Source organism: Azospirillum sp. A1-3, assembly GCF_023806445.1.
GTDB lineage: Bacteria > Pseudomonadota > Alphaproteobacteria > Azospirillales > Azospirillaceae > Azospirillum.
Genome location: NZ_JAMSLU010000001.1, coordinates 898,574 through 916,642 on the forward strand (window position 1 = coordinate 898,574; position 18,069 = coordinate 916,642).

General features: G+C 66.6%; 18 protein-coding genes. 9 read left to right on the forward strand and 9 right to left on the reverse strand.

Features of this window, described 5'->3' with window-relative positions; all coding sequences use genetic code 11:
- Window positions 1–2: 2 nt before the first annotated feature.
- Window positions 3–803, forward strand: coding sequence for an ABC transporter permease (locus tag M5E06_RS04275; protein WP_109155532.1), 801 nt, complete (start codon window positions 3–5; stop codon window positions 801–803).
- A gap of 35 nt (window positions 804–838) precedes the next feature.
- The gene (locus tag M5E06_RS04280) at window positions 839–1,867 is read left to right on the forward strand and encodes an ABC transporter substrate-binding protein (RefSeq protein WP_252137272.1); all 1,029 of its coding nucleotides are present in this window, start codon (window positions 839–841) and stop codon (window positions 1,865–1,867) included.
- A 119-nt stretch (window positions 1,868–1,986) separates the two neighbouring features.
- On the opposite strand, the gene M5E06_RS04285 is transcribed toward M5E06_RS04280, so the two are convergent.
- Window positions 1,987–2,382 carry an acyl-CoA thioesterase gene (locus M5E06_RS04285; RefSeq protein ID WP_085089201.1) on the reverse strand — a complete coding sequence of 132 codons (396 nt, stop codon included), beginning with the start codon at window positions 2,380–2,382 and terminating at the stop codon, window positions 1,987–1,989.
- A 108-nt stretch (window positions 2,383–2,490) separates the two neighbouring features.
- Here M5E06_RS04285 and parE point away from each other — a divergent pair, with 108 nt between their 5' ends.
- The 3 genes from parE to M5E06_RS04300 all read left to right on the forward strand — a co-directional run bounded on the left by parE (window position 2,491) and on the right by M5E06_RS04300 (window position 6,124).
- Complete coding sequence (parE, locus tag M5E06_RS04290) at window positions 2,491–4,479, forward strand: DNA topoisomerase IV subunit B (RefSeq protein WP_252137273.1); 1,989 nt, start codon at window positions 2,491–2,493, stop codon at window positions 4,477–4,479.
- Window positions 4,480–4,673: 194 nt separating this feature from the next.
- On the forward strand, window positions 4,674–5,480 hold the full coding sequence (locus M5E06_RS04295; protein WP_252137274.1) for a hypothetical protein: 807 nt from the start codon (window positions 4,674–4,676) through the stop codon (window positions 5,478–5,480).
- An 89-nt stretch (window positions 5,481–5,569) separates the two neighbouring features.
- A complete protein-coding gene (locus M5E06_RS04300) occupies window positions 5,570–6,124 on the forward strand; it encodes a hypothetical protein (RefSeq protein WP_252137275.1) in 555 nt (184 codons plus the stop codon).
- Window positions 6,125–6,130: 6 nt separating this feature from the next.
- Here the strand turns inward: M5E06_RS04300 and M5E06_RS04305 are convergent, their stop codons facing one another.
- Window positions 6,131–6,856 carry an alpha/beta fold hydrolase gene (locus M5E06_RS04305; RefSeq protein ID WP_252137276.1) on the reverse strand — a complete coding sequence of 242 codons (726 nt, stop codon included), beginning with the start codon at window positions 6,854–6,856 and terminating at the stop codon, window positions 6,131–6,133.
- A 16-nt stretch (window positions 6,857–6,872) separates the two neighbouring features.
- Window positions 6,873–7,418: a hydrolase gene (locus M5E06_RS04310; protein WP_252137277.1), complete on the reverse strand. Its 546-nt coding sequence runs from the start codon at window positions 7,416–7,418 to the stop codon at window positions 6,873–6,875.
- A gap of 257 nt (window positions 7,419–7,675) precedes the next feature.
- On the opposite strand from M5E06_RS04310, the gene M5E06_RS04315 reads away from it, so the two are divergent.
- Both M5E06_RS04315 and M5E06_RS04320 read left to right on the forward strand, forming a co-directional pair.
- Window positions 7,676–9,235 carry a DEAD/DEAH box helicase gene (locus tag M5E06_RS04315; protein ID WP_109151405.1) on the forward strand — a complete coding sequence of 520 codons (1,560 nt, stop codon included), beginning with the start codon at window positions 7,676–7,678 and terminating at the stop codon, window positions 9,233–9,235.
- Between the two features lie 4 nt (window positions 9,236–9,239).
- Window positions 9,240–9,482 carry an Lrp/AsnC ligand binding domain-containing protein gene (locus M5E06_RS04320; RefSeq protein ID WP_085089209.1) on the forward strand — a complete coding sequence of 81 codons (243 nt, stop codon included), beginning with the start codon at window positions 9,240–9,242 and terminating at the stop codon, window positions 9,480–9,482.
- A 237-nt stretch (window positions 9,483–9,719) separates the two neighbouring features.
- Here the strand turns inward: M5E06_RS04320 and M5E06_RS04325 are convergent, their stop codons facing one another.
- The 3 genes from M5E06_RS04325 to M5E06_RS04335 form a co-directional block, all read right to left on the reverse strand.
- Window positions 9,720–10,133 carry a winged helix-turn-helix domain-containing protein gene (locus M5E06_RS04325; protein ID WP_109151404.1) on the reverse strand — a complete coding sequence of 138 codons (414 nt, stop codon included), beginning with the start codon at window positions 10,131–10,133 and terminating at the stop codon, window positions 9,720–9,722.
- 17 nt (window positions 10,134–10,150) lie between these two features.
- The gene (locus tag M5E06_RS04330) at window positions 10,151–11,278 is read right to left on the reverse strand and encodes a PLP-dependent cysteine synthase family protein (RefSeq protein WP_252137278.1); all 1,128 of its coding nucleotides are present in this window, start codon (window positions 11,276–11,278) and stop codon (window positions 10,151–10,153) included.
- A 92-nt stretch (window positions 11,279–11,370) separates the two neighbouring features.
- Window positions 11,371–13,059 (reverse strand): methyl-accepting chemotaxis protein, encoded by a 1,689-nt coding sequence (locus tag M5E06_RS04335; RefSeq protein ID WP_252137279.1) that lies wholly within the window; start codon window positions 13,057–13,059, stop codon window positions 11,371–11,373.
- Between the two features lie 234 nt (window positions 13,060–13,293).
- Here M5E06_RS04335 and M5E06_RS04340 point away from each other — a divergent pair, with 234 nt between their 5' ends.
- Window positions 13,294–14,025: a DUF6065 family protein gene (locus M5E06_RS04340; RefSeq protein ID WP_252137280.1), complete on the forward strand. Its 732-nt coding sequence runs from the start codon at window positions 13,294–13,296 to the stop codon at window positions 14,023–14,025.
- Here M5E06_RS04340 and gmk read toward each other — a convergent pair whose 3' ends face one another.
- Window positions 14,026–14,673, reverse strand: a complete 648-nt coding sequence (gmk, locus tag M5E06_RS04345; protein WP_252137281.1) for a guanylate kinase — start codon at window positions 14,671–14,673, stop codon at window positions 14,026–14,028.
- Between the two features lie 22 nt (window positions 14,674–14,695).
- Entirely contained in the window at window positions 14,696–15,562 is an 867-nt protein-coding gene (locus tag M5E06_RS04350; protein WP_252137282.1) for a YicC/YloC family endoribonuclease, read from the reverse strand.
- 142 nt (window positions 15,563–15,704) lie between these two features.
- On the opposite strand from M5E06_RS04350, the gene M5E06_RS04355 reads away from it, so the two are divergent.
- Complete coding sequence (locus M5E06_RS04355; RefSeq protein ID WP_252137283.1) at window positions 15,705–16,466, forward strand: SDR family NAD(P)-dependent oxidoreductase; 762 nt, start codon at window positions 15,705–15,707, stop codon at window positions 16,464–16,466.
- 236 nt (window positions 16,467–16,702) lie between these two features.
- Here M5E06_RS04355 and M5E06_RS04360 read toward each other — a convergent pair whose 3' ends face one another.
- Complete coding sequence (locus M5E06_RS04360) at window positions 16,703–17,989, reverse strand: EAL domain-containing protein (RefSeq protein WP_109155547.1); 1,287 nt, start codon at window positions 17,987–17,989, stop codon at window positions 16,703–16,705.
- Window positions 17,990–18,069: the final 80 nt, after the last annotated feature.

An 18,069-nucleotide genomic window follows, 5' to 3' on the forward strand; every position in this document is an offset into this window, starting at 1 on the left:
ACATGAGATCCCACGCCAAACGCCTGCCCAGCCGTCCGGTCATCCTGCTGCTTCAGTTGGGCGTCCTGATCGCCTTCTTCCTGATCTGGCATGTCCTGACCGACACCAAGATCCTCAGCCCCTTCTTCTTCGGCACGCCGGGAGCGGTGCTGGCCCGCACCTGGGCCGATTTCGCCTCGGGCGTCATCTGGTACCATCTCGGCATCACGCTGCTGGAAACGGCGCTGGCCTTCGTTATCGGCACGGTGGCGGGCATCGCCTTCGGCTTCTGGTTCGCCCGCGCGCCGTTGGTCTCCATCGTCTTCGACCCCTACATCAAGGCGGCCAACGCGCTGCCCCGCGTCGTTCTGGCGCCGATCTTCGCGCTGTGGCTCGGGCTCGGCATCTGGTCGAAGGTGGCGCTGGGGGTGACGCTGGTCTTCTTCATCGTCTTCTTCAACGTCTACCAGGGCGTGAAGGAGGTCAGCCCGGTGGTGCTGGCCAATGCCCGCATGCTGGGCGCCAGCTCCCGCGACCTGTTCCGGCACGTCTATCTGCCCTCGGCCCTGTCCTGGGTCTTCTCCTCGCTGCACACCGCCGTCGGCTTCGCCATGGTGGGCGCGGTGGTGGGCGAGTATCTGGGCTCCGCCGCCGGGCTGGGCTACCGCATCCATCAGGCGGAGGGCGTGTTCGACACCGTCGGCGTCTTCTCCGGCATGCTGGTGCTGACGATCTTCGTCGTCCTGATCGACACCGCCGTCACCATGATCGAAAAGCGGCTTCTGCATTGGCGCCCGCAGGATACCAGCGGCGGGCAGCACTGAAATCCCACAGGGAAATCCAAAAAGGGAGGAAACCAATGAAATTCAAATCGCTGATCGCGGCCGCCGCGGTCGCCCTGACTCTGGGAACCGCCGGACTGGCCGCCGCCCAGCAGAAGCTTGAGAAGACCGACATCAAGATCGCGGTCGGTGGCAAGCCGCTGCTCTACTATCTTCCGCTGACGCTGGCCGAGCGGCTGGGCTACTTCAAGGATGCCGGACTGAACGTCGAGATCAGCGACTTCGGCGGCGGCGCCAAGAGCCTGCAGGCCCTGATCGGCGGCTCGGCCGATGTCGTCACCGGCGCCTACGACCACACCATCCAGATGCAGGCCAAGGGCCAGCCCATCGTCGCGGTGACGCAGCTCGGCCGCTATCCCGGCATCGTGCTGGCCGCCGTCAACAAGGCCGGCACCGTCAAGTCGGTGAAGGACCTGAAGGGCAAGAAGGTCGGCGTGACCGCCCCCGGCTCCTCCACCAACTTCATGCTGAACTATGTCCTGACCTCTCTGGGCATGAAGCCGGAGGACGTGTCGGTGATTGGCGTCGGCGGTGGCCCCAGCGCCATCGCCGCGATCAAGCGCGGTGAGATCGACGCCATCGTCAACCTCGACCCGGTCATCAGCCAGGCCGAGGCCGATGGCGACATCACCGTGCTGGCCGACACCCGGACGGCCAAGGGCACCATGGACGTCTATGGCGGCCCCTATCCGGCCGCCGTGCTCTACGCCAAGCCGGACTTCGTGAAGGAGAACCCGAAGACCACCCAGGCGCTGACCGACGTCTTCGTCCGCACCATGCTGTGGCTGAACAAGGCCAGCACGGAGGATGTGCTGAAGGTGCTGCCGCCGGAGTATTTCCTCGGCAACAAGGACCTCTACGCCCAGGCCTTCGAGCATTCCAAGCCGACCTATTCGCCCGACGGCCGCTTCACCCAGGACGGCGCCGAAGCCGCGCTGAAGGTGCTGAAGGCCTTCGATCCGGCGGTGGCTTCCGCCAACATCGACCTGTCCAAGACCTACACCAACCAGTATGTCGAGGACGCCCTGAAGCGCCTGCAGAAGTGAGCCTGCCGACCGCTTGAGAATATCCATAGAAAAAGGGCGCGGCAGAATGTCGCGCCCTTTTTCTATTCTGCGCCGCCGTTAGACTGGACGAAAGCGAATGCCTCGACGGCTGGTACCCCTCACTCCGGCGGCACTTCGCGCGGCTTGCGGTCCTCGCCGATGGCGACGTAGGTGAACACGCCCTCCGTCACCTTGATCGGATCGGAGCCGGAGCGTTCGCGCCGCACCCAGGTCTCGATGCGGACGCGCAGCGACGTGCGGCCGACCTTCTCGATGCGGGCAAAGCAGCTGACCTCGTCGCCGACGAAGACCGGCTTGTGGAAGGTCATCGCCTCGATCCCGACGGTGGCGACGCGGCCATGGCTGCGCCGCACCGCCACCGTTCCGCCAGCCAAATCCATCTGCGCCAGCAGCCAGCCGCCGAAGATATCGCCGTTCGGGTTGGTGTCCGCCGGCATCGCGATGGCCCGCAGGGCAGGGCCATTGTCGAAGTCGTATGTGTCCGCTGCGCTCATGCTTCCTCCGGCGTCACGAAAAATTCCTGCCCCAAAGCCTGTGGCACCGCACTATAAACGGCCCAGGACGCGCTTGCGCACCCCTGACGAAATTCCTATCATCCCGTCATGAGCGATCTTTTCGAGAACACGGCCCCCAAGGCCGACAGCTATTCCGCCCAGGACATCGAGGTTCTGGAGGGGCTGGAGCCTGTCCGGCGCCGGCCGGGCATGTATATCGGCGGCACCGACGACCGTGCGCTGCACCATCTGGTGGCGGAGGTCCTGGACAACGCCATGGACGAGGCGGTGGCAGGGCACGCCAGCCGAATCGACTTGGAGCTGGGCGCCGACTATACGGTGATGGTCCGCGACAACGGTCGCGGCATCCCCATCGACGACCACCCGAAATATCCGGGCAAGTCGGCGCTGGAGGTCATCATGACCACGCTGCACTCCGGCGGAAAATTCTCCAACAAGGTCTACCAGACCTCGGGCGGTCTGCACGGCGTCGGCCTGTCGGTGGTGAATGCCCTGTCGGACCGGCTGACCGTCGAGATCGCCCGCGAAAAGCAGCTCTACGTCCAGGAATACAGCCGCGGCCTGCCGCAGGGGCCGCTGGCCCATCGCGGCAATGTCAACCGGCGCGGCACCACCATCCGCTTCCACGCCGACCCGGAAATCTTCGGCGAGTCCGCTCACTTCGAACCGCACCGGCTCTATCGGCTGGCGCGCTCCAAGGCCTACCTCTACCGCGGCGTCGAAATCCGCTGGAGCTGCGACCCCTCGCTGCTGTCGGTCGACGCCACCACGCCCGCTTCGGAGACCCTGCATTTCCCCGGCGGGCTTCAGGATTACCTGAACGCCGCGCTGAAGGACCGCAAGACGCTGACGCGGGCGCCCTTCGCCGGCGCGCTCGACTTCCCCAACGGCCAGGGCCGGGTGGAGTGGGCGGTTGCGTGGCCCGACGATGACGAGGGCTTCTCGCACACCTACTGCAACACCGTGCCGACCCCGCAGGGCGGCACGCACGAGGCCGGCCTGCGCACCGCGCTGACCCGCGGCCTGAAGGCCTATGGCGAGCTGACGAACAACAAGCGCGCCGGGCAGGTCACCGCCGATGACGTGATGGGCGACGCCTGCGTCCTGCTGTCGGTCTTCATCCGCGAACCGCATTTCCAGGGCCAGACCAAGGAAAAGCTGGTGACGGCAGAGGCGCAGCGCCTCGTCGAGACCGCGGTGAAGGACCATTTCGACCATTGGCTCTCCGGCGACCCGCAGAGTGCCAACGGCCTGCTCGAACGGCTGATCGAAAAGGCTGAGGAGCGGGCGCGCCGCAAGCAGTCCAAGGAAATGACGCGCAAGTCGGCCACCCGCCGTCTGCGCCTGCCCGGCAAGCTGGCGGACTGCTCGCGCAACTCCCCGGAGGGCACCGAGCTGTTCCTGGTGGAGGGCGACTCGGCCGGCGGCTCCGCCAAGCAGGCGCGCCAGCGCGAGACCCAGGCCATCCTGCCGCTGCGCGGCAAGATCCTGAACGTCGCCAGCGCGTCCGTCGACAAGATGAAGGCCAACCAGGAACTGAACGACCTGACCCAGGCGCTGGGTTGCGGCATCGGCAAGGACTTCTCGACCGACAAGCTGCGTTACGAGCGCGTCATCATCATGACCGACGCCGACGTGGACGGCGCCCACATCGCCTCGCTGCTGATGACCTTTTTCTACCGCGAGATGCCGGGCCTGATCCAGGAGGGCCACCTCTACCTCGCCTTGCCGCCGCTCTACCGTCTCAGCCACGGCAACAAGCAGGTCTACGCCCGCGACGACGCCCACAAGGACGAGTTGCTCTCGAAGATGTTCAAGGGCAAGAAGCCCGACATCAGCCGCTTCAAGGGCCTGGGCGAGATGATGCCGGCCCAGCTGCGCGACACGACGATGGACCCGTCCAAGCGCTCGCTGCTGCGCGTGGTCGTGCCCAATGCCGCGGATCCGGAGGAAAAGCCGGAATGCGAGCGCACGCGGTCGCTGGTGGAAGACCTGATGGGCAAGCGGCCGGAGCTGCGCTTCAAGTTCATCCAGGACAACGCGAAGTTCGTGAAGGCCGACGACATCGACGTTTGATGGCGGCGGCCCAACGGTGGTCTCATCCCCGCGAAGGCGGGGATCCAGGCCAGGTATCGGGCATGCTTGGAAGTGAGTGGAGAAACCCACATCCATTTCTCCGTTTTGGGGAATGCGTCCTCTGGGCTATCATTCGCGATGCCGCCATTCCGGGAGACCGTCTCGCGGACCACGGCCCGACCCGCAGGAGGCGCATGCCCCCCTTGACCCATTCCGGTGCCGACATTCCGGCCGATGCCATCCCGCCCGAGATGGTCGCCGACGTGTTGTCACCGTTGCCTCCCTTCGTCACCGACCTCTTCGTTCCCCGCTATCAACCCTGCGAGGTCGGGCGCTGGCGTTTGCGGGTGGCGCCGATCCTGCTCAGTGCCGGCTATTGGAGTCCGGCGCTGATGACGACCGATATGGCTGCCCTGCTGCGGCGCGAGGCAGACGGCGAGTATCGCTGCTGGATGTCGATGACGCCGATGGAGATCGAGAGCCAGGAGATCGGCGTCCGCGCCGCCACCGGCCATACGGTGGTGATGGGAATGGGCATGGGCTGGGCGGCGGTGAACGCGGCCCTGCGGCCGGAAGTGACGCGGGTCACGGTCGTCGAACTCGATCCCGACGTAATTCAAGTCAACCGCAGCGTCGGCCTGTTCGACCAGCTTCCGGCGGAGGCGGTGGCCAAGATCTCCCTCGTCAACGCCGATGCGCTGGAATTCCGCACCGACGAGCCGGCCGACACGCTGATGACCGACATCTGGTTGCCGATCAACGGCGACGAGCGGATGGAGCAGTCCCGGATCATGGCGCGCAACACCGGCGCCCGGCGGGTCTATGTCTGGGGCCAGGAACTCGTCATCGCCCGCCGCGCCCGCGCACTTGGGCTGGAATTGACCGACGAGACTGTGGCGCGGATCGTCGCCGAATTCGATCTTCCGTTGATCGGGCCGGAGCTTCCCGGCTATCCGTCCCTGATCGGCCATGTCGCGGACAAATGGCTGAAGGACGTGTGACGCTCAGGCCACGCACCGGGCTGACCCTCTCGTCCGGTGCGGCGCCGCTCCCCATATCGGCGGCAGAGACACAAACGGACGATCACATCATGCGCATCCTCCCGCCGCTCGCCGCCCTCCTGCTGGGCGCTTCGACTCTCGCCGCCTGCACCAACGAGCGGGTGGTGGCGAGCGAGCCCGCCCCGGCCTACACGCGCAGCGAAGTCGCCTATGCGGCGGGCAACCGAGACCTGCGGGTGGTGCTGCACGGCGATCCCTTCGGTCTGCCGCCGGAGCGCTTCGCGGAGAAGGTGCTGCCGCACATGCAGAACCGCGTGATGGGCGTGAAGACCACTCTCACCACCACGCCCAACGATACGGCGCGGCGCGACTACAAGGTGGTGCTGGCCTTCAATGTGGCGGAAAACACGCTGAACTCGGAGCTTTGCACGAACAGCCCGATCCGGACCTCTCCACCGGGCGGGGCCATCGTCGTGCAGGGAGCGTTCTGCCGGTCGGGTGCCGCCCTGACCTCCGCCACCGGATGGCTCGACCGGCCGCAGGGGCCGGACGATCCGGATTTCCGCAGCCTGATCAGCGACATGACCTTCTCGCTGTTCCCCAGCCCGCGGGCAGAACTGTTCTGCAACGGCTCCGACTGCTGAGCCGAATCAGTCCCGCAGCAGCCAGTCGCGCATCAGCGCGGTGACCGCCTGCGGCTGCTCCATCGCCGACAGATGGCCGCAGTCTTCGATCAGGACCAGCCGGGCGCCGGGGATGGCGTCCGCCATCTCCTCATGCAGGGCCGGCGGCGTCAGAATGTCCTGGCGCCCGCAGATCACCAGGGTGGTACAGCGGATGGCGCCCAGCCCCGGCCTGCTGTCCACCCGGTTGATGATCGCCTCCTGCTCCCGCGCATAGCCGTCGACGCCCACGCGCTCCATTTGCGCCAGGACGGAGCGGACCAATCCGTCATCGGCCAATCGGTCCGGGTGGATCAGGCGGGGCAGGGCGGCGCGGATCACCTGCCCATAGCGCCCCTGACGGGCGAGCGCCACCGCCTCCCGCCGGGTCGCCGTCGCCTCCGTCGTGTCGGGGCGGGCGTTGGTGTCGAGCAGGGCCAGCCGCTCCACCCGCTCCGGCGCGCGGCGCAGGATCTCCAGCGCGACATAGCCGCCCATCGACAGGCCGGCGACGGCAAAGCGTTCCGGCGCCTGGGCCAGCACCTTGTCGGCCATCGCCGCGATGCTGGGGCAATCCGCCAGTTCGACCACCTGCGGGGCGGCGATGTCACCGAGGTGCCGGACCTGATGGTCCCACAGCGCCGCGTCCAGCGGCATGCCGGGCAGCAGGATCAGGGCCGGGCGGCCGGTAGAGTTGGTAGAGTTAGCGGACATGCGGCTTCTCCTGCGCTCACTTCACCAGTGCGCTGACGACCTTGAAGACCGGCGTGCCGGCCCGTTCCATCCACTCGAACAGCACCATCTCGGTGGTGACGATGGTCACGCCGGCGGCACGCATCCGCTCCAGCGCCATGGCGTGGTTGGCGGGGGTGCGCGACGAGGCCGCGTCGGCGACCAGATAGACCGCGTGGCCCTGCTGGCGCAGTCCCAACGCGGTCTGCATCACGCAGACATGCGCCTCCGTGCCGCACAGCACGATCTGCCGGCGATTCAACGCCTCGACCGCCGCATTGAAGGCCGGCTCGCCGGTGCTGCCGAAGGTGATCTTCTCGATCACCGGCGTGCCTTCCGGCAGGTGGGCACGTACCGCGTCCACCGTCGGCCCCAGGCCGCGCGGATACTGCTCGGTGACCAGCACAGGCACCGACAGGGCGGCGGCACCCTTCAGCAGCATCGCGGCGTTGCGGACGACGCGCTCTGAGTCGTGGATGGCCGGCAGCAGCCGTTCCTGCACATCCACCACCACCAGCACCGATTCCTGGGCACGAAGAATCATCAAATGCTCTCGACCGTTCCATTTGAAGCGGACAGCCCCCGATCGGGGCGCCGGCAAGCGCCGCGACTCGCGGTACTGCCGGACGACAGCCTAGCGCAGAGCGCCGAATTCGCCAACGCAGTGTGTTTTCGCGCCAATTTTCGGTTTCGGAACATCGGATCTATTGACATGCAGCTTTGACTTCCTATTCTTCGGCCTCATCCAGGCATCGGGCGTCGAACGCTCGATTTCCGCACTCCAGAACAGAAACAGGTTGGATGCTTTTTTCGGAACTTGGGCTTGGCCCTGACGTCCTGCGCGCCATCGAGGACAAGGGTTACACCCAACCGACGCCCATTCAGGAACAGGCAATTCCCTGTGTCCTGCAACGCCGCGACGTGCTGGGCTGCGCGCAGACGGGCACCGGCAAAACGGCGAGCTTCACCTTGCCCATGATCGACATCCTGGCGTCGGGCCGTGCCCGCGCGCGGATGCCGCGGTCTCTGATCCTGGAGCCGACGCGAGAGCTGGCCGCCCAGGTGTCGGAAAGCTTCGAGACCTACGGCAAGTACCACAAGCTCAGCATGGCGCTGCTGATCGGCGGCGAGACCTTCACCGAACAGGTGAAGAAGCTCGACCGTGGCGTGGATGTGCTGATCGCGACTCCGGGTCGTCTCATCGACCTGTTCGAGCGCGGCAACATCATGCTGAACGACATCAAGGTCTTCGTCATCGACGAGGCCGACCGCATGCTCGACATGGGCTTCATCCCGGACATCGAGCGCATCGTCAGCAAGCTGCCGAAGAACCGCCAGACCCTGTTCTTCTCGGCGACGATGCCGCCGGAAATCCGTCGGCTGGCCGATGCCTTCCTGACCCAGCCGCTGGAGATCAGCGTCGCTCCACCCGCCTCGCCGGCGGAGACGGTGACCCAGGCGATGGTGCTGGTCCATGACATGGACAAGCGCAAGGCGCTGCGCCATCTGCTGCAGACCGAGGACGTCAAGAACGCCTTCATCTTCTGCAACCGCAAGCGCGACATCGCCGTCCTGCAGAAGTCGCTGGAGCGCCACGGTTTCAATGTCGGCGCGCTGCACGGCGACATGGTGCAGTCCAAGCGCACCGAGACGCTGGAGCGGTTCAAGCAGGGCGAGATTTCGCTGCTGGTCTGCTCCGACGTCGCCGCCCGCGGCATCGACGTCCAGGGTCTCAGCCACGTCTTCAATTTCGACGTGCCGCTGACCCCCGACGACTATGTCCACCGGATCGGCCGCACCGGCCGCGCCGGCAAGCAGGGCAGGGCCTTCATGCTGGCCACGCCGGACGACACGAAACTTGTCGGCGCAATCACGCGCCTCATCAAGCGGGAGATTCCCATGATCGCCATCGACGGCCTGGAGACGGCCGAGTTCGGCGAGGAAGACGGCAGCTCCCGCGGTCGTGGCCGTGGTCGTGGCGGCCGTGGTGCCAAGCCGGACAGCCGCTCGGAAGCCCGTCCGCCCCGCGGCGGCCGTGAAGAGCGCGCCCCGCGTGAGGAGGCCGCCGCCCCCCGCGAGGAGCGTCCGGCCCGTGAAGAGCGCCCCGTCCGCGAGGAGCGTTCCGTGCGCGAAGACCGTCCGGTTCGTGAGGAGCGCCAGCCCCGCGAATCGCTGGCCGCCGCCGAATCCCGCCGCAGCAACGAGCCGCGCCGCGACCGTGACCGCGGTGACCGCCGTCGCCGCCGCGACGACGATGACGATGATGTGCCGGTGATCGGCTTCGGCGATCACATGCCGGCTTTCATGCTGCGCTCGGCCCGCCCGCGTCCGTCCAGCGAAGCCTCGACCGAGGAGGGCTGAGCCCGTGCAGACCATCTTCGTCATGGTCAAATGCGATCTCGGTCGCGCCTATGAAGTCGCCGATCAGGCGGTGCAGCTGATCGAACAGGTGTCGGAGGTGCATTCCATCTCCGGCCAGTATGATCTGCTGATGAAATGCTACCTGAAGCAGGACGACGACATCGGCCGCTTCGTGACGGAGCATGTGCAGACGCTTCCCGGCGTCCGCGACACCTTCACGCTGATTGCATACAAGGCGTTCGCGTAGAAGGTTCGCAGGGTTGGAAAAGGAAAAGGCCGGGCAGTGCGCCCGGCCTTTTTTTGTTTAGCCGAAACCATCGGCCCCCTCCCTCCCACGGCTTCGCCGCGGGTCCCTCCCTCCCCCGCCTTCGGCAGTGGAGGGGAAGAAAGCGGCAGTTCCCTCTCCCGCGGAACGCGGGGGAGGGTTAGGGAGGGGGCAAGCGCACCCAGCCCAACCCGCATACTCAGTCGACGACCGACAGCCTCACCGTCCACACCCCGGCCCTACCCCCGGATCGCCGGCAAAGCTGCCGTCGTCCACCTGCTTGTCCGCGCCGTAATCCGGATTGATCCCCGCGGCCAGCGCCGCCAGCCGGTGGGCGGTCGCCACATGCGCCTCGCGCTCGACCGCGCGGTAATGGTCGATCACCTGTTCGCCGAACCCGGTCAGCACCGTGCCGCCGCCATGCTTGCCGCCGACCGCGGCGCTCACAACCGGCTCGCGGAAGATGCGGTTCAGGTCGTCCACCAGCAGCCAGGCCCGCCGGTAGGACATGCCCAGCGCCCGACCGGCGGCAGAGATGGAGCCAGTCTCGCGGATCCGCTCCAGCAGAGCGATCTTGCCGGGACCGATCGAGCCACCGGTCTCGAAATCGATGCGGATCCGCATGCGGGTCATGGCGGCCGGCTCCCCGGTCAGCGCCCGGCCGTTTCCAGCCCGTCGCCGCTCCAGGCGCCGGTCCGGAAGAAGCCGTCGATCCGCTGACACCACGGGTCGATGTCAAACCCGTTGGCCTGCAGCCAATCGCGGTTGAAGTAGGTTCCCATATAGCGGTCGCCGGGATCGCAGATCAGCGTGGCGACGCTGCCCTGCCGGCCCTCGCGCATCATTTCGGCGATCAGCTCGATGGAGCCCACCAGATTGGTGCCGGTGGAGCCGCCGCAGGCGCGGCCCAGCCGCTCGCGCAGCACCCAGACGGCGGCGATGCTGGCGGCATCGGGCACGCGGATCATCCGGTCGATCACCGTCGCCTGGAAGGACGGCTCCACCGTCGGCCGCCCGATCCCCTCGATGCCGGACCCCCGTCCGACGCTGGCCTTCGGGTCATGGTCGCGAAATCCGGCGAAGAAGGCGGAATGTTCCGGATCGGCGACGCACACCCGCGTCGGCAGCCGGCGATAGCGCACATAGCGCCCGAAGGTGGCCGAGGTGCCGCCGGTGCCGGCGCCGCAGACGATCCAATCCGGCACCGGATGCGGCTCTTGCGCCAGCTGTTCGAAGATCGACTGGGCGATGTTGTTGTTGCCGCGCCAGTCGGTGGCGCGCTCCGCATAGGTGAACTGGTCCATGAAATGGCCGTCGCAGTCGCGGGCCAGCCGCTGCGCCTCGGCACAGACCTCCGAAGCGCGCTCCACCATATGGCAGCGGCCGCCATAGAACTCGATCTGCGCGATCTTGGCCGGCGAGGTGTTGCGCGGCACCACGGCGACGAAGGGCAACTCCAGCAGCTGGGCGAAATAGGCCTCCGACACCGCTGTCGATCCCGATGACGCCTCGATCACCGTCGTACCCTCACGCACCCAGCCGTTGCAGATGGCATAGAGGAACAGCGACCGCGCCAGCCGGTGCTTCAGGCTGCCGGTGGGGTGGGTCGATTCGTCCTTCAGGTACAGCGTGATCCCCTGCGCCGCCGGGACCGGAAGCCGCAGCAGGTGGGTGTCGGCGGAGCGGTTCACGTCCGCCTCGAGCCGGCGCAGCGCCTCGTCGAGCCAGCCCCGGCGGGCAGAGGTGGGGGTGGTCTGAGCGGGGGAGGGGGCGGTCATGGAGTCCTGTCCGACAATTCGCTGGCCCCATCCATAGCGCGGAATTTTACCGAATGCATCCGGTAGAATACCCTCCCCGCCGCATCAGGCGGTCAGCCCTGGCGGATGCGGGCGACGAAGGCGGACACCTCGCCCAGCATGCGGTCGGCGCGCTCACCCACCGCGCGGGCCGCGGCGGCGACCTCGGCGGAGGCCTGCCCGGTGGCGGTGGCGTGGGTGCACACCAGGTTCAGGCTGTCGGACACCGAGCTGACACCCTGCGCCGCCTCGTTGACATTGCGGCTGATGTCGCGGGTCGCCGCCCCCTGTTCCTCGATGGCGGCGGAGATGCTGGATGCGACGCTGTTCACCGTCTCGATGGCGCCGCCGACCCCGCGCATCGCCTCGACCACCGACGAGGTGGCATCGGTCATGGCGGCGATCTGCGCCTGGACATCGTCGGTGGCCTTGGCGGTCTGGTTGGCGAGGTTCTTCACCTCGCTCGCCACCACGGCGAAGCCCTTGCCGGCCTCGCCGGCGCGGGCGGCCTCGATGGTGGCGTTCAGGGCCAGCAGGTTGGTCTGTTCGGCGATGGAGCGGATCAGGTCGACCACCTCCACCGTGCGCCGGGCGACGCTGTCCAGCTGCTCGATCAGGGCGTAGGTGCGGCGGACATCTTCCACCGCGCGGGCCGAGCCGGTCGTCGATTCGGCGATCTGCTGGGCGATCTCGCGGATGGAGGCGGCCAGTTCCTCGGTAGCGCCGGCCACCGCCTGGACATTGCCGGAGGTCGTCCCCGCGGCGCGGGCGGCGCCGTCCATCAGACGGGTGGTCTGTTCCGCCCCGCTGCTCATGGCGCCCGACGTGTGGGTCAGCTGACCCGCCGACTCGGCGACAGAGCGGACCAGCGCGCCGACGGTGCCTTCGAACTCGTCGGCCAGCCGCTTCATGGTGGCGCGACGGGCCTCATCGGCTTCCCGTTCCAGCGCGGCATGGCGGCGGCGCAGATCGTCCGCCTCGATGGCGCTGAGACGCAGGGTTTCCACCGAGCGGGCCAGCGCCCCCACCTCGTCGGCGCGGTCGGTGCCGGCGACCTGGGTGGCGAGATCGCCCTTGGCGATGCGGCCGGTGGCGGAGGCGATGCCGTCCAGACCCTTGCCGATGCGCGACACCAACTGGAAGCCGAACAGCCCCAGCACCAGCGCCGCCGCCAGCGTCACCGCCAGCGTGTTGATCAGCGTACTGCGGAAGGCGGCGTCGACATCGTCGATGTAGACGCCGGTGCCGATCATCCAGCCCCACGGTTCATAGATCGCGGCATGGGCCAGCTTCGGAAACGGTTCGGTGCCGCCGGCCTTGGGGAAATTGTAGATCAGCGTGCCGTCGCCGTTGCGCGCCGAGTCGATCAGTCCGCGGATCACCATCACGCCGTTGCTGTCCTTGAAATCGGCCAGCTTGCGGGTGCCTTCCAGGTCGGGGCGGACACCGTGGAACACGTTGGTGCCGTCGAACTCGTAGCCGAACATATATTCGTTGCCGAAGAAGCGCAGGGCCCGCAGCGCAGACTTGGCGCGGTCCAGTGCTTCCTCGCGGCTGAACTCGCCCTTGGCGGCGCGCGCGTCGTAGGACTTCATGATCGACAGCGAGGTCTGCACCACCGCCTCGATGGATTTGTGGTATCCCTCGACCATCGTCTCGCGCTTCGACGTCGCCGACCAGATGCCGGCCACCAGGATGGTGACGAGGAACAGCCCCTGAAGGATCAGGAGCTTCGCCTTGATGCTGTTGAGTTTGGTGAACATTGCCCAGCCCCACACGATACGCGCGCCACCGCGGCCGTCGCCTGTAGGCACGGCATAGTGCGGTTCGCTAATTGATGTAACTCTAATGCGAAGTGTGACACATACTTGGGTACTCCGCGACTGCGCAATCTCTAACGGGGGCCTAGGAATAATCCGGATGGACAGGCGGCCGGTTGTGACCATCGCCAGCCTCAGGGTTACACCGGATGGCGAAGTCTGGCAGGATGCGGCGCCATGACGCTGACCGCTTATCCGCTCTCGGGTGCGCTGCCCGACATCCGCCCGGCCCGTCCGACCCGCGACTGGATCGACGCCCTGCCGGAGCAGTACGGCTATCGCTGCCTGCCGCTCAACATCGCCAGCATGCATGGGTGGGAGGTCTGCTGCCCCGTGAGGGTGACGGCGGTGTGGGATGGCGGAGTCGGCGTCGAGGCCATCACCGTCACCGCGGATGAGCCGCACCCCCTGCTTCCCGCCAGCCATTTCGGCAGCGGCGTGCTGACCTTCCACGTCGCGGCGCTGTTCCGCACGCCGCCGGGCGTCAACCTGATGGTCACCGGGCCGCTGAACCACCCGAAGCACGGCATCATGGGCCTGTCGGGCATCATCGAAACCGACTGGTCACCGTACCCCTTCACCATGAACTGGAAATTCACCGCGCCCGGCGTACCGGTCACCTGGGAGAAGGGCGAACCCTTCGCCCATCTGATGCCCATCCAGCGCGGTCTGGTGGAAAGCCTGACGCCGGAGGTGCGTGACCTCGACAGCGATCCGGAGACGGCGGCGCAGTACCGTGCCTGGGCGGCCTCGCGCAGCCAGTTCAACAACGACCTGCAGACGCCGGGCAGCGCCGCCGCGCAGGAACGCTGGCAGAAAGGCTATTACCGCGGCAAACAGCCGGACGGTACCGACGGCCCGCCCGGCCATGAGACCAAAGTCCGGGCGAAGCCGTTTCCAAGCAAGTAGTTACAGCGTGTCCTGGATGCTGCGCACGAACTCCGGCAGGCCGACCTGACGGCGGCGGCGCAGCCGTTCGGCATGCAGGATCGACTCGACCGCATTGATGCTCTCGTTCACGTCGCTGTTGACGATCACGTAGTCGTATTCCGGCCAATGGCTGATCTCGTTGGACGCCTTCGCCATGCGGTTGGCGATGACCTCCTCCGAATCCTGGCCACGGCCGCGCAGGCGGCGTTCCAGTTCGCTGACCGACGGCGGCAGGACGAAGACGCTGACCAGATCGTCGCGGGCATTCTGCGCCAGCTGCTGCGCACCCTGCCAGTCGATGGCGAACAGCACATCGCGTCCGGCGCCCAGCGCATCCTCCACCGCCACCCGCGGCGTGCCATAGCAGTTGCCGAAGACGCGGGCATGCTCCAGCAGGTCACCGGTCTCCGCCATGTGGTCGAAGCGCTGCTGATCGATGAAGTAGTAATCCAGCCCTTCGGCTTCGCCGGGGCGCATCGGCCGGGTGGTCACCGACACCGACATGGTGATGCCGGCGTCACGCTCCAGCAGGCCGCGGGCGATGGTGGTCTTGCCGGCGCCCGAGGGGGAGGACAGCACCAGCATCAGGCCGCGCCGGTGGATCAGGGAGGTGTTGGTCGCAGCCATGGCGCTCACTCGCTGTTGCCAGTTATTCGATGTTCTGGACCTGCTCGCGCAGCTGCTCGATCGAGGCTTTCAGCGACAGGCCGATGCGGGTCAGTTCGACGTCCGCCGATTTGGAGCAGAGCGTGTTGGCCTCGCGGTTGAACTCCTGGCACAGGAAGTCGAACCGGCGGCCAATCGCTCCGCCCTCCGCCATCAGGTCGCGCGCGGCCTGGATGTGGGCGCGCAGCCGATCCAGCTCTTCCCGCACGTCGGCCTTGCCGATCAGGATCGCCGCCTCCTGCGCCAGCCGGTCCTCCGACAGGGCGGGGAAGGAGCCGAGGATCGCGGCAACCTGGGCGCGCAGCTTCTCGCGCAGCGCCTCCGGCTGGGTGGAGGCGCAGGCCGACGCCGCGTCCACCAGCCGGGCGATCTCGTCGAGATGGCCGTTCAGAACCTCGGCAATGCGGGCGCCCTCGGCGAGGCGGTTGACCACCAGTTGGTCGACCAGCTTGGCCAGCTCGCCCTTCAGCGCCGACTCGACGCGCTCGCGCGCCTCGGTCTCGTCCTCTTCCACCGGCTCGATGATGCCGCGGACCGCCAGCAGCGAATCCAGCCGCGGCGGGGCGGCGCCGGCCCCTTCGATCTCCCGCGCGATCTCCAGGACCTGTGCCAGAAGCTCGCGGTTGATGCGCAGCTGGGAGACCGCCTGGGCGCGGTTGACGGTCAGGGTCAGGTTGACGTTGCCGCGGGCCAGCCGCTTCGGCAGTTCGGCTCTCGCCACCGCTTCGACGCTGTCGAAGCCCGATGGCAGGCGGCAGCGCAGATCCAGGCTGCGGCCATTGACGCTCTTGGCCTCGAAGGTCCAGGAATAGCCGTCGCCGTGCCCGTCGACGCGCGCGAAACCGGTCATGCTGGCAATGACGGGGCGATGGGCTGGCAAAGGCGGCCTCATTTGAAAAGCGGTGTCGATGTGTGTCGTGCTTATAAACGCCACACCAACCTACAACAAGCGTCCGCGCCATGCGGCATCCCACGAACAGGGCAGGGACTCCATGAAGCAGCCGCGGTCCATTGTCATTACCGGCGCTTCCAGCGGCATCGGCGAGGCACTGGCTGTCCTTTACGCCGCGCCCGGCACAGCCCTCGCGCTGACCGGCCGCGACTCCGCTAGGCTGAAGGCGGTGGCCCAGCGCTGCCGCGCCGCCGGCGCCCAAGTTGAGACGGCGGTGATCGACGTGGCCGATCGCGTCGCCATGGCCGGCTGGCTGGCGCAGGTCGACGCCGCTGCCCCGGTCGAGCTGCTGATCGCCAACGCCGGCATGTCGGCGGGCACGGGCGATGGCGGTGAGACGGAGGAGCAGGCCCGGCGCATCCTGGCCGTGAACATCGACGGCGTGCTGAACAGCATCCATCCGCTGCTTCCGGCCATGCGGGCGCGGCGGCGCGGCCAGATCGCCATCATGGCGTCACTGGCGGGATTCCGCGGTCTTCCCGGCGCGCCGGCCTATTGCGCCAGCAAGGCGATGGTGCGGGTCTATGGCGAGGCGTTGCGCGGCGATCTGGCCGGGGAGGGGATCGGCGTGTCGGTGATCTGCCCCGGATTCGTAAAAAGCCGGATGACGGCGGTGAACCGCTTCCCCATGCCCTTCCTGATGGAAACCGATGCGGCCGCCCGTGTCATCCGCCGTGGGCTGGAGCGCAACAAGGCGCGAATCGCCTTTCCCTGGCCGATGATGGCCGCGGTCTGGCTGCTGGCCCTGCTTCCCCCGGCCTGGACCGACGGTCTGCTGCGGCAGGCGCCGCGCAAGCCCTAGGTCCCTGCGCTTGGCGATCAGTTCAACAGCAGCCTATGTGCCGGTGCGTCGAGTCCTGTAAAGTACCGAAGCCTCTTCAGCCGTCATTCCCGCGAAGGCGGGAATCCAGTCTGTTCAGGCGCTTGCATCGGAAACTCTGGTTCCCCGCCTCCGCGGGGATGACGTCCGATAAAATGCGACTCCGGTACGGATAGGCGCCGCGCAAGCCTTGACGCCGCCGTCAATCCACCTTGGCTTCAATCCACCTTGGCGTGCGCGATGGCCTCGCGGACGCTGACGCCCTTGCGCATGATATTGTCCACCGCGCGGCCCTGGACCAGATTGATCCCCATCTTGTGGGCATAGACCAGGCTGGTCACGCTGTCGCAGCGCGCCAGGATGAACTTGCAGCGGTCCTGCTCGGCGATGCGATCGCGGAAATACTTCTCGAACTGCGGGTCCATCTCCAGCATGTCGTTGGACCAGAAGATCTTCGCATAGTCGGCGTTCAGATATTCCAGATCGAAATTCGTCACCCAGAACGGGTTCAGCCCATCCACTGCGATCTGATAGCGGCGGTCCTGTGCGAACTCCACCACCTCGTTGAACAGCGACAGATTCTCGATCAGGTCGCCCTTCGACACCTCCAGCACCACCTGCCCGCGGAAATCGATCGGCAGCCGTTCGTCGAACTTCACGAATCCGGTGGAGATGACGGTCGACAGGTTGATGTTGATGCCGATCCGCCGCCCGCGCATGAAGCTCAGGCCATGGTTCAGCGCGCGAAGCACCGACTGGTCAAGATTGGCGGTGAAGTAGTTGAACAGCCACTTATTGGCGGTGATGTCGTAATCGGGGCACAGCCGCTCCTGAAGCAGCTTGATGGAGATGTAGAGTTCATAATACTCCATCTCCGCATCGCCGCCGCCGATGTTGGCGATGCCCTGGTTGAACAGGAAGGGCGACAGATCGAACATCTGCATCGAGCGTTCGAGCTTGCCCAGTTCCTCCAGCGTGATCGGCGGCTTGGTCTCGGTGACGTGTTGCCCGGTCTCGTTCGCCTGCAGTTCTTCGATGAAACGGATTACGTTGATGAAGTTCAACGCCAGTTCCATGATCGAATAGAGCGAATATTCCTTGTAGGGATTCGGCCCTGTCAGCGTCGTCTTGGACAGGAAAACCTGTTCCACCGTCTGGCAGACGTCGGTGACCCCGGTCAGCTTCAGCCCCTTGTAGAGGACGATGACATCGCCGTTGGAGATGTTGAAGGATTGCAGATAGGAGGCCTTGGTCGCCAGTTCCTGGATGATGGAGCGGACCATCATTTGGCTGGTCGGGTCGCGATCCTTCAGAAGCGACAGATGCATGTGGATCAGCCGCATGCCCTGCAGTTCGTTCTTCGCCGACCGCAGCAGGTTCAGGAGCTTGTCGTTGTCGAATTCCGGCTTCTGGTCCTTGGCGGCGGCGACGGCGGCCTGCTTTTCCGTGGTGGAAAGCCGGACACGGTCCCGTCCCAGAGGTGGTCTGCCGCCAAACCTGCTCATACCTTGCTCACTCCCACAACAAGCGTCACGCCTGCCAACCACCCATGTCTTCGGCCGCTCGTTGTTCGGCAGCCTTTTTC

Bases quoted from the DNA above. Each gene is read 5' to 3' on its own strand.
- M5E06_RS04275 (WP_109155532.1), top strand. From the start codon at position 3: ATGAGATCCCACGCCAAACGCCTGCCCAGCCGTCCGGTCATCCTGCTG.
- M5E06_RS04280 (WP_252137272.1), top strand. From the start codon at position 839: ATGAAATTCAAATCGCTGATCGCGGCCGCCGCGGTCGCCCTGACTCTG.
- M5E06_RS04285 (WP_085089201.1), bottom strand. From the start codon at position 2,382: ATGAGCGCAGCGGACACATACGACTTCGACAATGGCCCTGCCCTGCGG.
- parE (WP_252137273.1), top strand. From the start codon at position 2,491: ATGAGCGATCTTTTCGAGAACACGGCCCCCAAGGCCGACAGCTATTCC.
- M5E06_RS04295 (WP_252137274.1), top strand. From the start codon at position 4,674: ATGCCCCCCTTGACCCATTCCGGTGCCGACATTCCGGCCGATGCCATC.
- M5E06_RS04300 (WP_252137275.1), top strand. From the start codon at position 5,570: ATGCGCATCCTCCCGCCGCTCGCCGCCCTCCTGCTGGGCGCTTCGACT.
- M5E06_RS04305 (WP_252137276.1), bottom strand. From the start codon at position 6,856: ATGTCCGCTAACTCTACCAACTCTACCGGCCGCCCGGCCCTGATCCTG.
- M5E06_RS04310 (WP_252137277.1), bottom strand. From the start codon at position 7,418: ATGATTCTTCGTGCCCAGGAATCGGTGCTGGTGGTGGTGGATGTGCAG.
- M5E06_RS04315 (WP_109151405.1), top strand. From the start codon at position 7,676: ATGCTTTTTTCGGAACTTGGGCTTGGCCCTGACGTCCTGCGCGCCATC.
- M5E06_RS04325 (WP_109151404.1), bottom strand. From the start codon at position 10,133: ATGACCCGCATGCGGATCCGCATCGATTTCGAGACCGGTGGCTCGATC.
- M5E06_RS04330 (WP_252137278.1), bottom strand. From the start codon at position 11,278: ATGACCGCCCCCTCCCCCGCTCAGACCACCCCCACCTCTGCCCGCCGG.
- M5E06_RS04335 (WP_252137279.1), bottom strand. From the start codon at position 13,059: ATGTTCACCAAACTCAACAGCATCAAGGCGAAGCTCCTGATCCTTCAG.
- M5E06_RS04340 (WP_252137280.1), top strand. From the start codon at position 13,294: ATGACGCTGACCGCTTATCCGCTCTCGGGTGCGCTGCCCGACATCCGC.
- gmk (WP_252137281.1), bottom strand. From the start codon at position 14,673: ATGGCTGCGACCAACACCTCCCTGATCCACCGGCGCGGCCTGATGCTG.
- M5E06_RS04350 (WP_252137282.1), bottom strand. From the start codon at position 15,562: ATGACCGGTTTCGCGCGCGTCGACGGGCACGGCGACGGCTATTCCTGG.
- M5E06_RS04355 (WP_252137283.1), top strand. From the start codon at position 15,705: ATGAAGCAGCCGCGGTCCATTGTCATTACCGGCGCTTCCAGCGGCATC.
- M5E06_RS04360 (WP_109155547.1), bottom strand. From the start codon at position 17,989: ATGAGCAGGTTTGGCGGCAGACCACCTCTGGGACGGGACCGTGTCCGG.